The 14,517-nt window shown below is 60.4% G+C and carries 15 protein-coding genes; 10 read left to right on the top strand and 5 right to left on the bottom strand.

From position 1 onward, the window contains the following. Positions 1 to 127: 127 nt before the first annotated feature. From BS300_RS10955 to BS300_RS10920, 8 genes are all read left to right on the top strand, one after another. Positions 128 to 670 (top strand): YtfJ family protein, encoded by a 543-nt coding sequence (locus BS300_RS10955; protein WP_041210236.1) that lies wholly within the window; start codon positions 128 to 130, stop codon positions 668 to 670. A gap of 43 nt (positions 671 to 713) precedes the next feature. Beyond that, complete coding sequence (locus tag BS300_RS10950) at positions 714 to 1,013, top strand: DUF2607 family protein (protein WP_043849910.1); 300 nt, start codon at positions 714 to 716, stop codon at positions 1,011 to 1,013. Positions 1,014 to 1,043: 30 nt separating this feature from the next. After that, positions 1,044 to 1,628, top strand: a complete 585-nt coding sequence (locus BS300_RS10945; RefSeq protein ID WP_071912710.1) for a DUF2796 domain-containing protein — start codon at positions 1,044 to 1,046, stop codon at positions 1,626 to 1,628. Between the two features lie 4 nt (positions 1,629 to 1,632). Further along, positions 1,633 to 2,322 carry an ABC transporter ATP-binding protein gene (locus BS300_RS10940; RefSeq protein WP_071912708.1) on the top strand — a complete coding sequence of 230 codons (690 nt, stop codon included), beginning with the start codon at positions 1,633 to 1,635 and terminating at the stop codon, positions 2,320 to 2,322. Further along, positions 2,316 to 3,563: an ABC transporter permease gene (locus tag BS300_RS10935; protein ID WP_071912706.1), complete on the top strand. Its 1,248-nt coding sequence runs from the start codon at positions 2,316 to 2,318 to the stop codon at positions 3,561 to 3,563. Before BS300_RS10940 ends, BS300_RS10935 begins: the two co-directional genes overlap by 7 nt. Positions 3,564 to 3,595: 32 nt before the next feature. After that, a complete protein-coding gene (locus BS300_RS10930; protein ID WP_071912704.1) occupies positions 3,596 to 4,075 on the top strand; it encodes a DUF3299 domain-containing protein in 480 nt (159 codons plus the stop codon). Positions 4,076 to 4,179: 104 nt separating this feature from the next. Continuing rightward, positions 4,180 to 5,052: a TIGR03899 family protein gene (locus BS300_RS10925; protein ID WP_071912702.1), complete on the top strand. Its 873-nt coding sequence runs from the start codon at positions 4,180 to 4,182 to the stop codon at positions 5,050 to 5,052. A gap of 271 nt (positions 5,053 to 5,323) precedes the next feature. Beyond that, positions 5,324 to 6,952 carry a PAS domain-containing methyl-accepting chemotaxis protein gene (locus tag BS300_RS10920; protein WP_071912700.1) on the top strand — a complete coding sequence of 543 codons (1,629 nt, stop codon included), beginning with the start codon at positions 5,324 to 5,326 and terminating at the stop codon, positions 6,950 to 6,952. Positions 6,953 to 7,394: 442 nt separating this feature from the next. Here the strand turns inward: BS300_RS10920 and BS300_RS10915 are convergent, their stop codons facing one another. From BS300_RS10915 to cysG, 5 genes are all read right to left on the bottom strand, one after another. Continuing rightward, positions 7,395 to 7,730, bottom strand: a complete 336-nt coding sequence (locus BS300_RS10915; RefSeq protein WP_082044051.1) for a multidrug efflux SMR transporter — start codon at positions 7,728 to 7,730, stop codon at positions 7,395 to 7,397. 457 nt (positions 7,731 to 8,187) lie between these two features. Beyond that, positions 8,188 to 8,778, bottom strand: a complete 591-nt coding sequence (gene cysC / locus BS300_RS10910) for an adenylyl-sulfate kinase (RefSeq protein WP_071912698.1) — start codon at positions 8,776 to 8,778, stop codon at positions 8,188 to 8,190. Positions 8,779 to 9,037: 259 nt separating this feature from the next. After that, complete coding sequence (gene cysN, locus BS300_RS10905; RefSeq protein WP_071912696.1) at positions 9,038 to 10,465, bottom strand: sulfate adenylyltransferase subunit CysN; 1,428 nt, start codon at positions 10,463 to 10,465, stop codon at positions 9,038 to 9,040. 12 nt (positions 10,466 to 10,477) lie between these two features. After that, positions 10,478 to 11,416 (bottom strand): sulfate adenylyltransferase subunit CysD, encoded by a 939-nt coding sequence (gene cysD, locus BS300_RS10900; RefSeq protein WP_071912931.1) that lies wholly within the window; start codon positions 11,414 to 11,416, stop codon positions 10,478 to 10,480. Between the two features lie 66 nt (positions 11,417 to 11,482). Further along, positions 11,483 to 12,919, bottom strand: a complete 1,437-nt coding sequence (gene cysG / locus BS300_RS10895) for a siroheme synthase CysG (protein WP_071912694.1) — start codon at positions 12,917 to 12,919, stop codon at positions 11,483 to 11,485. A 198-nt stretch (positions 12,920 to 13,117) separates the two neighbouring features. On the opposite strand from cysG, the gene BS300_RS10890 reads away from it, so the two are divergent. Both BS300_RS10890 and BS300_RS10885 read left to right on the top strand, forming a co-directional pair. Beyond that, positions 13,118 to 14,038 (top strand): SPFH domain-containing protein, encoded by a 921-nt coding sequence (locus BS300_RS10890; RefSeq protein WP_041210247.1) that lies wholly within the window; start codon positions 13,118 to 13,120, stop codon positions 14,036 to 14,038. Next, entirely contained in the window at positions 14,035 to 14,490 is a 456-nt protein-coding gene (locus BS300_RS10885) for an NfeD family protein (protein ID WP_071912692.1), read from the top strand. The genes BS300_RS10890 and BS300_RS10885 overlap by 4 nt, the downstream gene beginning before the upstream one ends. Positions 14,491 to 14,517: the final 27 nt, after the last annotated feature.

Below are 14,517 nucleotides of genomic sequence, written 5' to 3'. Positions count from 1 at the left end.
GTGGTGGCACTTCCGAATTGCGATTCTATTTAACACTTTTTAAACAGATCCGATCAGTTTAGGATGAAGCTCGCCCATTCCCTCAATCTGAAACTCGTTATAACATAACAAATGGAGTGTCATCAGGATGAAACATCTCGTACTTACTTTGGCGCTGCTGCCCTGCCTCGCCTTCGCCAGCAACATCAAGGAAGCGAACCCGGTTCCGCTGGTCAATATCAGCGACAAGGGTGAGCTGGTACTCAGCGGCAAGGAGATCAGCTACCAGCCGTGGCAGAGCAAGGCGCTCACCGGCAAGGTCTTCCTGATCCAGCACATCGCCGGTCGCACCAGTGCCAAAGAGCTGAATGCACCGATGATCGAGGCGATCAAGGCGGCTCATCTGCCCCATGACAAGTACCAGACCGTCACCATCATCAACAGCAATGACGCTATCTGGGGTACCTCCGGCTTTGTGAAGAGCAGCGCCGAAGATACCAAGAAAGAGTTCCCCTGGTCCGCACTGGTGCTGGATGCCAAGGGCATGGCGCGCAACGCCTGGGATCTGGCGCCGGAGAGTTCAGCCATCATCCTGCTGGATAAAGAGGGCAAGGTGCTGTTTGCCAAAGATGGCCAGCTCGATGCCAACAACATCGCAACCGTGATGGGGCTCATCAAGTCCCATCTCTAATCAGAGTGAAAGGGCGCTGATGGCGCCCTTTCCATAAGGGTCTATGGGTCGTATCAAGCTGAAAATCTGGATCCTGTTGCTGGGCTGGTTGTTGCTACAACCCCTGCTCGCCCGGCATCAGCTTGACTCCGCCCTACCCGGTCACGACAACCACCACTGTCTGGTCTGTGCCCTCCATCTGGATGGCAAACAGGCGATCACCCCTGCCCCATATTGTTACGCTGATAAAACGGCCGACACGCCTGTTGTTGCACTCATGCAACACTCGGCAGATGCCACCCCTCCCCACAGCTACGCAATCCGTGCGCCACCGCTCTCCGCTTTTATCTATCCCTTTGTTTAAGTTATCTTTTTGTTATTAAAAGGATTCAAGATGAAAGCAGTTACCCTGTTGCTGGCGGTAGCCACCTTTGCCGCGCACGCCAATCACGATGAACACGAAAGTCACAGCCACGGCGCCCACGAACATGGCCACGGCCACCTCAATCTGGTGGTCGATGGCGACCAGCTGATGATCGAGCTGCAAGCCCCTGCCGCCGATCTGGTGGGCTTCGAGCACGCAGCCAAGAGCGACGAAGAGAAGGCACAATATGCCAAGGCCATTGCCCGCCTCCAGCAGCCTGACACCCTGTTCCGCTTCGACCCGGCCGCCGGCTGCAAGCTGACCCAACAGGAGCTGCAGGCCGCCAAAGAAGATCACGACCATGACCATGACCATGACCATGACAAGGCTGCCAGCGGCGAGCATGAGCACCACCATGATCATGACGAAGCGGGTCACGCCGATATGGGCGCCATGTATACCTACACCTGCGCTACCCCGGCCAAACTCACCGGTCTTGAAGCGACCCTGTTCAGCGTCTATCCGAGCCTTGAGAAGCTGAGCGTGCAGGGGATCCTGCCCACCAGCCAGACCGCAGCCGAACTGACCCCGTCCGCCAACAAGCTGAGCTGGTAACGCCATGAAAAACGCCGTGGTTGAGATCCGCGATCTGGCCTTTGCCTGGCCGGGTCACGAGGTTGTACTCGACCTGCCCACCCTGACCATTGCAAAGGGCGAGCGGGTCTTTATCAAGGGGCCGTCGGGCTCCGGCAAATCGACGCTGCTCGGCCTGCTGGCCGGGATCCAGACCGCCAACCACGGCACCCTGGAGGTGCTGGGCCAGCCACTGGCCCAGCTCTCTGGTCGCGCCCGTGACCACTTCCGGGCGGCCAATCTCGGTTACATCTTCCAGCAGTTCAACCTGCTGCCGTTTCTCTCGGTGCTGGATAACGTCACCGCTGCGCTCACCTTCTCCCCCGAGAAGCGCAGTCGGCTGCAAGCCTCGCCACAACAGGAGGCGCGCCGCCTGCTGGCAGAGCTGCAACTGCCGGACGAAGCACTGCATCGCCCCGTGCACGCCCTCAGCATCGGTCAGCAGCAGCGGGTTGCTGCTGCACGGGCACTGATCGGCTCGCCACCACTGGTGATCGCCGACGAGCCCACCTCGGCCCTCGACACCGATAACCGGGCCGCCTTTATCAAGCTGTTGTTCGAGGAGTGCGACAAGCAGGGTTCGACCCTCATCTTCGTCAGCCACGATCCTTACCTCGAACCGCTATTCCCGCGGGTGGAAAACCTGCAACAGCTCAACCGGAGGGCATCATGCTGACTCTCGCCCTGCAAAGTCTCTGGGCCCGCCGCCTTACCGCCGGGCTTACCCTGCTGGCCATCGCCATCAGCGTCACCCTGCTGCTCGGGGTGGAGCGGGTGCGCAATCAGGCACGCGACAGCTTTGCCAATACCGTCTCGGGCACCGATCTCATCGTCGGCGCCCGCTCCGGTCAGGTGAATCTGCTGCTCTACTCGGTGTTTCGCATCGGCAACCCCACCAACAACGTGGGCTGGGACTCCTATCAGGCCATCAAGCAGCGCCCCGGCATCGCCTGGACCATCCCGCTCTCCCTCGGTGACTCCCACAAGGGATTTCGGGTGCTCGGCACCAACGGCGACTACTTCACCCACCTGAAGTACGGCCAGCAGCAGTCGCTGCAACTGCGCGAGGGGCGACCATTCGATACGCCGTTCGAAGCGGTACTCGGCGCCCAGGTGGCCGAGAAGCTCGGCTATCACCTTGGCCAGTCCATCGTCATCGCCCACGGCGCCGGCAACACCTCGTTCAGCCAGCACGACAACCTGCCGTTCAAGGTGGTGGGCATTCTGGCGCCGACCGGCACGCCCATCGATCGCACCATCCATGTGCCGCTGGCGGGGATCGAGGCGATCCATCTCGGGTGGGATACCGGTCGCCACAGCAAGAACGTGACGCCGGAGCAGGCGCTGGCGCAGGATCTCACCCCGAAAACCATCACCGCCTTTATGGTGGGGTTGAGCAACCGGATTCTGGCGTTCCAGCTGCAACGCACCATCAACACCTATTCCAGAGAGCCGCTGATGGCGATCCTGCCGGGCGCCGCCCTGCAGGAGCTGTGGAGCCTGATGAGCGTGGCAGAAACCGCTCTGTCGGTCATCGCCGGTTTTGTGGTGGTGGCGGGCCTGATCGGCATGCTGACCACCTTGCTCGCCGGGCTTAACGAGCGGCGCCGCGAGCTCGCCATATTGCGCTCCCTCGGCGCGGGTCCCGCCCATCTGTTCCTGCTGCTGGCGCTGGAGGCGATGGCGCTGACCACGGTTGGCATCGCGTTCGGGGTGGCGGTGCTCTACCTCGGGCAGGGGCTTGCTACCCCCTGGCTGCTCAGCCACTATGGCCTGCAACTGAGTCTGGGGCTGCCAAGCGCCTACGAGTGGCAGTTGCTGGGGCTGGTGTGGCTGGCGGGCATGGTGATCGGCCTGCTCCCCGCCGCTCGCGCCTACCGCTACAGCCTGAGCGATGGCATGAGTATTCGCGTCTAGCGAGACGCCCAAAAATAGAAACAGAAGGACAGATGATGAAGTGGAAAATAGTGGCGCTGCTCGCCAGCCTGCTGGCGCTGCCCGCCATGGCCGCAGACGATTACAAGACCATCGACTGGGATGTGCTCATCCCGCAGGGGGAGAAGATCCAGCCGCCCCCGCCGATCAACCATGACGGCAACTTTGCCTCGGTGCCGCAACCTGTGGGTGGCGTGAACAAGAAGCTGGATGAGCAAAATGTGCGGCTGCCGGGCTTCGTGGTACCGCTGGAGGGGGATGCCAAGAAGATCACCGCCTTCCTGCTGGTGCCCTACTTTGGCGCCTGCATCCACGTGCCGCCCCCGCCCACCAATCAGGTGGTCTATGTGAGCTACCCCAAGGGGGCGCCGGTGGATGACCTGTGGGACGCCATCTGGGTCAAAGGCAAGATGCGCACCGTCAGCTCCAGCCACGAAATGGCCACCGCCTCCTACGCCATGGATGCGGTGGAGGTGAGCGTTTACGAGGAGTAATCCTCCCTTTGCAAAAAAAGCGGCCTCCACGGAGGCCGCTTTGTTATCTTCAAACTTGGCTTGGAGTAACATTCACCTCCTGCACCTGTGCGAATGGAGTCAGCATGGCCGATCTGCCCCCCCCCAAGAAAGAGAGTTCGATCCTGAGCAGTCAGGAGCAGACTCTGCGTCTGGCCCGCAGTCGCGGCATCGATGGCATGCTCACCCGCAACACCGACAGCACCTTCGAACAGCGCGCCACCTTTCGCCATCTGGCGGATCAGGCCGCCCGCCAGCGCAATCTGGAAGCCATCATGGTGATGGCCTCCCGTCACTGCGAAGAGACCGCCGCTGGCGGCGAGATGGACAGCGACTGGCTGACCCGCTTCCTGCAACTGGCCGAAGATATCAGCATGGTGCCGATGCAGCAGCTGTGGGGGCGGATCTTCGCGCTGGAGATCGCCACCCCAGGTCGCTTCTCCATTCGGGCGCTCTCCACCTTGAAGGAGATGACCCAGCGCGAAGCCCAGCTGTTCCAGCGCATCTGCTCCCTCACCTGCCACTATGCGGGCAGCGACGAGCAGCGCCTGCTGCTGGGGCTGCACAAGGGAGCCAGCCTGCTGAGCCGCGCCAAGGCAACCCGGCTGGGGCTCGGCAAATATCGCCTGCCCTATAGCGCCCTGCTGCAGCTGTTCGAGCTGGGTCTGCTGCACAAGGGCGAGCTGGAGTCGGGCCCGCTGCCCGCCGATGGGGTGGAGCTGGAGTTTGGCAACCAGCGCTGGCGGCTGCAACGCAAGCAGAACAACATCACCCTGCTCTACTACCGGCTCACCCCGGTGGGCAACGAGCTGGCCCAGCTGCTCACCGATGCCCCGCTGGATGAGTACCTGCAGGATCTGAAAACCGTGCTGGTGCAGGGGATGCAGATAGAGGTGCAGCAACAACCGAGCGAGCCGACCCCCTCCGCCACCGAGCCCACTCCCGCAAGCCATCCCTGAACCCGTTCCTGAATACCTCGGGGAGGCAAGCCCTCCCTTATTGCGAATAGGGCGATCTGCATTGCTCTCACCGTCAAAATGATGTGCAAAATGCAGAGCGCTCTCCCCTCACCGCCCCCATTTTTTTGCAACTTGCAAAACAAAATCCCCACCACCACGCTCGCCAACCCTTTAATGACATAAAAATCATTAAAGGCGACATATGGCCCATCCTTTGCACACACTCTTGATGTAGATCAAACTTTAGCCACCACAGTTCGGGAGCAACGCCATGAGAGTCAATCAACCGGTTACCCAGCGCGAACGTCTCTATCCGGATCACCAGAGCCTCATCTCCACCACGGATCTGGAGAGTCGTATCACCTACGCCAACGACGAGTTCTGCGAGATTGCAGGCTTCCAACTGGATGAACTGGTGGGACAACACCACAATCTGGTGCGCCACCCGGACATGCCGAAACAGGCCTTTGCCGATCTGTGGAACCATATCAAAGAGGGCAAAGTCTGGATGGGGCCGGTGAAGAACCGCTGCAAAAATGGCGACCACTACTGGGTCAGCGCCTTTGTCACCCCCATCAAGGATGGCAATGGCCGGGTCGTCGAGTACCAGTCGGTACGCTCTGCACCGAGTGAAGAGATCAAACAGCGGGCCGAGAAGATCTATGCCGACCTGCGCAATGACAAGCTGCCGCTGGCGCTGAAACTGCCAACCTTCTCCCACACTCTGGCCATCAACCTCTGCCTGCTGCTGAGCCTGGTCGCCATCCTCAGCTTTGGCTACACCCATACCGTGGGCTGGCAACTGACACTGGCCGCCATTCCGCTGGCCGTGGCCGCCATCACCCTCAACGCCCTCTCCCGTCGCCTCGGCAAGCTCAACAAGATGGCCCGCAGCCGCTTCGACAACCCGCTGATGCAGCTGCTCTACACCAACAAGGTGGACAACATCGCCGCCATCGAGCTCTCGATGGTGATGAATCAGGCCGAGTTCAACGCCGTGCTGGCCCGCACCCAGCAGACCTGCAGCCGGATCCTGCAAGCCGCCGAGGGGGATCTGCGCAACGCCGAGTCCATCACCGAAAACCTGCAGCAGCAACAGGCCGAGACCAATCAGGTAGCGACCGCCATCACCGAGATGTCCGAGTCCATTCGCGAGGTATCGCAAAGCTCCAGCGACTCCTCCAGCCTGCTGGACGAGACCGCCGATCTGTTCAAGAGCGGCAACGACAGCGTCACCGAAACCGTCGCCGCCGTTGCCGGCATGAACAGCGAACTGACCACCTCCAGAACGGTTATCAGCGCGCTGGTCGGTCACTGCCGCGATATCGACGGCATCCTCGATGTGATCAACAACATCGCCAACCAGACCAACCTGCTGGCCCTCAATGCCGCCATCGAAGCCGCCCGTGCCGGTGAAGCGGGTCGCGGCTTCTCGGTGGTCGCCGACGAGATCCGCTCGCTCGCCATCAAGACCCAATCCTCTACCAGCGAAATCCAGAAGATGATCACCGAACTTCAGAACAGCTCCGGCGAAGCAGAGCAGGCGATGGAGAAGGGTTGCCAACTGGCCGAGAGCTGCCAGCAGAAGGCATCGGTCACCGGCACCATCCTGCAGCAAATCAACAACATGCTGCAGCAGGTTGCCTCCGGCAGCGGCCAGATTGCCCAGGCGGTGCTGGAACAGTCCCACGTCACCGACGAGATCAACCGCAACGTGCTCAGCATCAAGACCTTGGCCGATGACTCCAGCGTCGGCAGCCAGCACGCCGTCCACGGCATCACCCAGCTGGTGACCCAGCTGAGCGAGCTCAACCGTCTGGTACGCCAGTTCCAGAAAGGCGCTCCGGCAACCCAGAGCCGCTACGAGATGCCAGCCGCCCGCGTGGTGCCGGTTCGCTAAGCCAGATACAAACAAGCAATCACCGCAGAAAAACCACATGGGCCCTTGGGCCCATGTGGTTTTTTAATGTCTGCCGACAAGCTGGCGACACTCCCGCTTTCCCCTTCCGATTTCCCCCTGCGCTGATGGGCGGCGGTTCTGGCACGAACATATCGCCACCCGTAACCGATTAGTTTGTTGATCTTGCTCAGGAAATGGCTCGCTTGCGCTTTTCAGCCAAGCCCCGTTCGATAACATAGCCGCTTGGCAACCCCTTGTCGGAGTCAGCCATGAACCAAGCCAGTGCCAAAACACAGGTAAAATGCAGCAGACTGGAGGCTGGAATTCAGGGGCGGTAGCGTGGTTTTTGCAGGCTGGCGCAGAGCGTAGCCTAACATACTAGATATTGAGACAGGCCCTTGTTATCTGACAACCCCTTTGGGGATAGGTTCTAAGCCAAGTATCAATGAGCAAGTTTCAGAGTTATAACACCAGCCAAAATGAGCGTAACCCCCAAATAGCGGAGCAGCGATGTTGGATCGCCATATACCATAATTCCAATAAGAAAGGTTCCTACGGCACCGAGACCTGTCCAAACAGCATACGCAGTCCCGATCGGGATCTGCCGTTGCGCTAGAAACAACAACCCACCACTTGCGATCATGAATATAACTGCAATCAATATTCCAGGAACTGTTTTCCCCGGCACCTGTGCCATTTTCAACCCCACTGGCCATCCTATTTCAAGCAATCCAGCCGCAATAAGATAGATCCAGCTCTGCAGGCCAATCCCCATCATAAAACCCCTACATCTTTTAACTTCTTACTTATTTACAGTATTTTCCCCAGCCAAAATGTGAGCAATAACATGTTAATGCGACCCTTCACCAATAAGACCCCCTTGGAGCCCAAACCAATTAACTGCTGATGCTGACTCTCACAAACCCACAACAACACCATAAAAACGTTGATGTGACCCATCCAATCTTCAGCCCGTAGGTTCGAATAGCGCAGCGTATTCGGACAATCGCGAATAACCCGCCGCGATATAAGCAGGGATCGGAAGCTCCCTTTGCGGGGTTGCTATCGACCGCCTTGGGGTGGGTCAAGACTTGCCGGTGCCACTATAAGCTGGATTTATGGGTTTTCCGATTATGACCCAACTTTTGCTTATAGTGGCGACCACCAGTCCATCAACGCCTGTGGTGGCCAGCTTAAGGGCCGCAGGGAGCTTGTTATAGGTTCTTCCGATCCAGCTACAGGTAGTTCCCCTGCCGCAGGGCGGTCAGCAGCTCATCCACCAGCGCAGCGACCGGTTTGCCGGCGTTAAGCAGATGAATTTCCGGCTGCTCGGGCGCCTCATAGGCGGAGTCGATACCGGTAAAGTTGCGAATTTCCCCTGCCCGCGCCTTTTTGTAGAGCCCCTTGGGGTCGCGCTCTTCGCAGACGGCGAGCGGCACATCGACAAAGACCTCGACAAACTCCCCCTCGCCCAGGAGACTGCGCACCAGCTCCCGCTCGGCACGAAACGGCGAGATAAAGGCGGTGAGCACGATAAGGCCCGCATCTACCATCAGTTTTGCCACCTCGCCGACCCGGCGGATATTCTCCTGCCGCGCGGCATCATCGAAACCGAGATCGCCACACAGACCGTGGCGCACATTGTCGCCATCGAGCAGATAGGTGTGCTTGCCCTCGGCGGCCAACGCCTGCTCCAGCGCCCCCGCTAGAGTCGATTTGCCCGCCCCCGACAACCCGGTAAACCAGATCACCAGCGGTCGCTGCCCCTTGGCCTCGGCCCGGCTGGCCTTGTTCACCGCATGCTGATGCCACACAACGTTATTCATCCAGACTCCTTCTTTTCGGCGCAATCCCGCCCCTCACCCTGACCCTCTCCCAAAGGGAGAGGGAACACACCCTGCCCCCTCTTTGTCCTCAGCGGCAGGAGGGGTGGGAATCACGGAGGACACTCATCATCCTGCTATCTCCCAAGGGAGAGGGAACACCGATTCCCTACCCCCTCTTTTCCTCAGTGGCAGGAGGGGTGGGAATAACGGGGGACGCTCATCATCCTGCTCTCTCCCGCAGGGAGGGGAGAACAGCGCGCTATTGCTTGTCGCTGTCGTTACCGATGGCAAGGGCTTGCCAGTGCGGGAAGTGCTTGCGCACCAAGGCGTTGAGCTCGATTTCAAACTCGCTGTAGTGCCCCTTCACCGCTTTCGCGGCCAAGCCCTCTACGATCATGCCGGCGCCGACGGTGACGTTGCTCAGCCGGTCGATCAGGATAAAGCTGCCGGTATCGCGGATCTCCTGATACGGGTCGAATGCCACCGGGTCGGTGAGGCTCAGCTCGCACAGGCCGATCTCGTTGAGCTTGAGCTCGCTTGCGGGCAGCTCATCCAGCTTGTTGATCTCGATGCGATGGCGGATCGCCTCCACCTGACCACGACTCTTCTTGGTGGCCAGCTTGACGTCGTAGACCCGGCCCGGTTGCAGGGACTCCTCCCCCATCCAGACGATATGGGCCAGCAGGTTCTGGGTCACTTGCGGACGGTTGGCGGCATCCACCAGCAGGTCGCCGCGGCTGATGTCGATCTCGTCGGCGAAGGTAACGGTGATGGCCTGACCCGGCAGGGAGTACTCCAGATCGCCGTCGAAGGTGACGATGCGGGTCACCGTGCTCTCCTTGCCCGACGGCAGCACCGCCAGCTTGTCACCCACCCGCAGGATGCCAGAGGCCAAGGTCCCCGCGAAGCCGCGAAAATCGAGGTTGGGGCGATTTACATACTGCACCGGCAGGCGCACCGGGTGACGCTCCAGCTCACGCTCCACTTCCGCAGACTCCAGCAGAGCAAGCAAGGTTTCCCCCTGATACCAGGCCAGCTTGTCGCTTGCATTGACCACGTTGTCACCGTCCAGCGCCGAGACCGGCACGATATGGATGGTGTCGACGCTGAGCTTCTTGGCGAACTCGCGGTAGTCGGCACTGATGCGCTCGAATACTTCCTGACTGAACTCCACCAGATCCATCTTGTTGACCGCCACCACGAACTGCTTGATACCGAGCAGGCTCGCGATAAAGCTGTGGCGACGGGTCTGATCCAGCACGCCTTTGCGGGCGTCGATCAGGATGATGGCCAGATCGCAGGTGGAAGCGCCGGTGGCCATGTTGCGGGTGTACTGCTCATGGCCCGGGGTATCCGAGATGATAAATTTGCGCTTGGCGGTGGAGAAGTAGCGGTAGGCCACGTCGATGGTGATGCCCTGCTCCCGCTCCGCCTGCAGGCCGTCTACCAGCAGCGCCAGGTCCAGCTTCTCGCCGGTGGTGCCGAGCTTCTGGCTATCGGACTCCAGCGCTTTGAGCTGATCTTCATAAATCTGCTGGGAGTCGTGCAGCAGGCGGCCGATAAGGGTGCTCTTGCCGTCATCCACGCTGCCGCAGGTAAGAAAACGCAGCAGGCTCTTGTGCTGCTGGGCGTGCAGATAGGCTTCGATGCCCTGTTCGGTGATGGCGGTCTGAATATGGCTGTTCATGCTGACGACTCCTTAGAAATATCCCTGACGCTTCTTCTGCTCCATGGAGCCGGCCTGATCGTGGTCAATCAGCCGCCCTTGCCGCTCGCTCGAGGTGGTGAGCAGCATCTCTTCAATAATTTCCGGCAAGGTGGTGGCAGCGGATTCGATGGCCCCGGTCAGCGGGTAGCAGCCGAGAGTGCGGAAGCGCACCAGCTCCTGCTTCGCCTCATCCTCGGCGGTGAGCGGCATGCGATCGTCATCCACCATGATCTTGATACCGTTGCGCTCCACCACCGGACGGTAAGCGGCGAAGTAGAGCGGCACTATGTCGATGTTCTCCAGATAGATGTATTGCCAGATGTCCAGCTCGGTCCAGTTGGAGAGCGGGAACACCCGGATGCTCTCCCCCTTGTTGATCTGGCTGTTGTAGACCCGCCACAGCTCGGGGCGCTGGTTCTTCGGATCCCAGCGGTGGGACTTGTCGCGGAAGGAGTAGACGCGCTCCTTGGCACGGGACTTCTCCTCGTCGCGACGGGCGCCACCGAAGGCGGCATCGAAGCCATATTTGTTGAGCGCCTGCTTGAGCCCCTCGGTCTTCATGATGTCGGTGTGCTTGCCGCTGCCGTGCACAAAGGGGTTGATGCCCATGGCGAGCCCTTCCGGGTTCTTGTGGACGATGAGATCCAGCCCGTACTTTTTGGCGGTCTCGTCGCGGAACTTGATCATCTCCTTGAACTTCCAGTCGGTGTCGACATGGAGCAAGGGGAACGGGATCTTGCCCGGATAGAAGGCCTTGCGGGCCAGATGCAGCATGACGGAGGAGTCCTTGCCGATGGAGTACATCATCACCGGGTTTTCAAATTCGGCAGCCACCTCGCGGATGATATGGATGCTCTCGGCTTCCAGCTGCTGCAAGTGGGTCAATCTTTCACGATCCATGTTGGTCCTCTGGTCATTACTAACGCGCATGGTCAGGGCGCGGGGTGGTTCAGTGCGCGGCCGCACCGGCAGCCGCATCAAATATCTCTTTCTCGGTCAGGCCAGCTGCACCAGCTTGAGGTCGCAGCCATCGAGATCCGGGTTAGCGCGCTGCTGCTCGCCGCCCAGCTCTCCAAACCAGGCCAGCCGATCGCGCAGGGCGACCACTTCGCCGATGACGATAAGCGACGGGCTCACCGCCTGTTTGGCCAGCTCAGCCAAGTCGGCCAGCGTGCCGGTCAGCACCCGCTGACGGGATGTGGTGCCGCGCTCGATGATGGCGATGAGGGTGGATTGGCTTCGGCCGTGATCCACCAGCTGCTGCTGGATATGCTCGGAGCGCATCAGCCCCATGTAGATGACCAAGGTCTGGCTGGTGGCGGCGAGCTGCTGCCAGTCGGGCTCCTTACCCTCTTTTTGGCAGTGGCCGGTAATAAAGACGGCGCTCTGGGCATAGTCACGGTGGGTGAGCGGAATGCCGGCATAGGCGGTGGCTCCGGCGGCAGCCGTGATGCCGGGCACCACCGAGAAGGGGATGCCTTCGTCGGCCAGCACTTCCAGCTCCTCGCCGCCACGGCCAAACATAAAGGGATCACCCCCTTTCAGCCGCACCACCCGGTTGCCCGCCTTGGCGTAGTCCACCAGCAGGCGATTGGTCTCCTCCTGCGGCACGCTGTGGGCGCCCGCCTTCTTGCCGACCGACACCAGAGTGGCGTCGCGGCGCACCAGATCGAGGATCTCGGCGGAGACCAGCTGGTCGTAGAGCACCACTTCAGCCTGTTGAATCTGTTGCAGCGCCTTGAGGGTCAAGAGGCCCGGATCGCCGGGGCCCGCGCCGACCAGCACCACCTCGCCCACTTCGCTTTTCGCCTGATCGAGTCCATCGCTCAGCCACTGCTCAGCACCTTGCCAATCCTCTTTTTCAATCAGGCTGGCTAGGGTGTTGGAGGCAAAGGCGCGCTCCCAGAAGCGGCGACGATCGGAAATCGAGGAGAGCACCCGCTTGGCCTTGTCACGGACCCGGCCGGAGAGCTCGGTCAACCCGCCAAGATGGCGCGGCAGCAGGCTCTCCAACCGCTCGCGCAGCAAGCGCACCAGCACCGGCGCCTTGCCGCCGCTGGAGACCGCCACCATCAGCGGCGAACGATCGATGATCGAGGGGAAGATAAAGCTGGAACGCTTGGGATCATCCACCACATTGACGAACAGACCCAGCTGGTTGGCGCTCTGATAGACGAGGGCGTTGACTTCGAGGTTGTCGGTCGCCGCCACCACCAGGATCTGGCCTGCCAGATGGGCCGGGGTGAAACGCTCGGCAAGATGGGTAAAACGACCGGAAAATTCCACAAATTCCGGTTCAAGCTCCGGGGAGACGATGGTCAGTCGGGCACCGGCCGCCAGCAGCAGGCGCGCCTTGCGCAGGGCCACTTCGCCCCCGCCCACCAGCAGCACCGGGCGCCCGTCCAACTTGGCAAACATCGGCAAATAATCCATTTCGACCCATCCCTCGGAATACGACTAATATGGGGCGACTATAGGCAGGGCCACTTATCCCTCAAAATAATAAAAAATGCTTTTTAAGACACTTTGGTAATTAGCAAAGCCATTTACTGACTAAAGAGAGCGAAAGTCGCTTGTAGTGCCAAAGGGCAAACCCTAGGCTATGGACTGTGTTTCATAAGGAGCTTAATGATGAACGAATCATTGATTGTGCTAGGGATTTTTGTATTTCTGGTCATCGCAACCCTGAGTGCCGGCATCAAGATAGTGCCACAGGGCTTCAACTGGACTGTCGAGCGCTTCGGCCGCTACACCCGCACCCTGACCCCGGGCCTCAACCTGCTGATCCCCTATGTGGATCGGGTCGGCCACAAGATCATCATGATGGAGCAGGTGCTGGACATCCCGGCACAAGAGGTGATCTCCCGCGACAACGCCAACGTCACCATCGACGCCATCAGCTTTGTGCAGGTGGTGGATGCCCGCAAAGCGGGCTACGAGGTCAACGATCTCACCAGCGCTATACGCAATCTCACCATGACCAATATGCGGACCGTGCTCGGCGCCATGGAGCTGGACGAGATGCTCTCCCAGCGCGACACCATCAACGAGAAACTGCTGCGCACCATGGATGCCGCCACCGCCCCCTGGGGTATCAAGGTGACCCGCATCGAAATTAAAGATGTGCGCCCGCCGCTGGCACTGGTCGAAGCGATGAACGCCCAGATGAAGGCCGAGCGCCAGAAACGGGCCGAAGTGCTGGAGGCCGAAGGGGTGCGCCAGTCCAAGATCCTGAAAGCGGAAGGTGAGAAACAGTCCCAGATCCTCAAGGCCGAGGGTGAGCGTCAGGCCGCCTTCCTCGCCGCCGAAGCGCGCGAGCGGGCTGCCGAGGCAGAAGCCAAGGCGACCCACATGGTCTCCAAGGCCATCGCCGAAGGGGATCTGCAGGCCATCAACTACTTCGTAGCCCAGAAATATACCGAAGCGCTGGCCCGCATCGGTGAAGGTCCCAACAGCAAGGTGGTGATGATGCCGCTGGAAGCGGGCAGCCTGATTGGCGCCGTGGCCGGTATGGCCGAGCTATTCAAGGATGGCAAGGGCGGCAAGTCATGATCACCCTGTTCGAGGGGCTGACCCATTGGCACTGGCTGGGGCTCGGCTTCGTGTTGCTGGCCATCGAGGTGCTGGGGTCGGTGGGTTTTCTGCTCTGGACCGGCATCGCCGCGCTGGAGGTGGGCCTGCTGCTGCTGGTCTGGCCCTTCGGCTGGCAGGCACAACTGCTGCTGTTCGCCCTGCAATCCCTGCTCACCACCTGGGTCTGGTGGCGCTGGCAGCACAATCGGGATCGCTCCGGAAAGGATGCCGCCGCCCCCATCAACGAGCGGATGCAGAGCTATCTGGGCCGTGAGCTGACCCTGATCGATGATGTCGTGCAGGGCTCCAGCCGGGTGCATCTGGATGATACGGTCTGGACGGTGCGCTGCAGCCAGCCACTGCCGGCAGGCACCCAAGTCAGAGTGGTGGGAGCCGACTCCCATATCCTGCTGGTTGAACCGCTCTCCTGACCGCCTGCAAGCCATAAAAAAGCCCGC

It is taken from the genome of Aeromonas sp. SCS5, assembly GCF_001887375.1.
Taxonomy (GTDB): domain Bacteria; phylum Pseudomonadota; class Gammaproteobacteria; order Enterobacterales; family Aeromonadaceae; genus Aeromonas; species Aeromonas jandaei.
The sequence above is the reverse complement of the archived record's forward strand: the minus strand, read 5'-3'. Positions and strand labels throughout refer to the sequence as shown.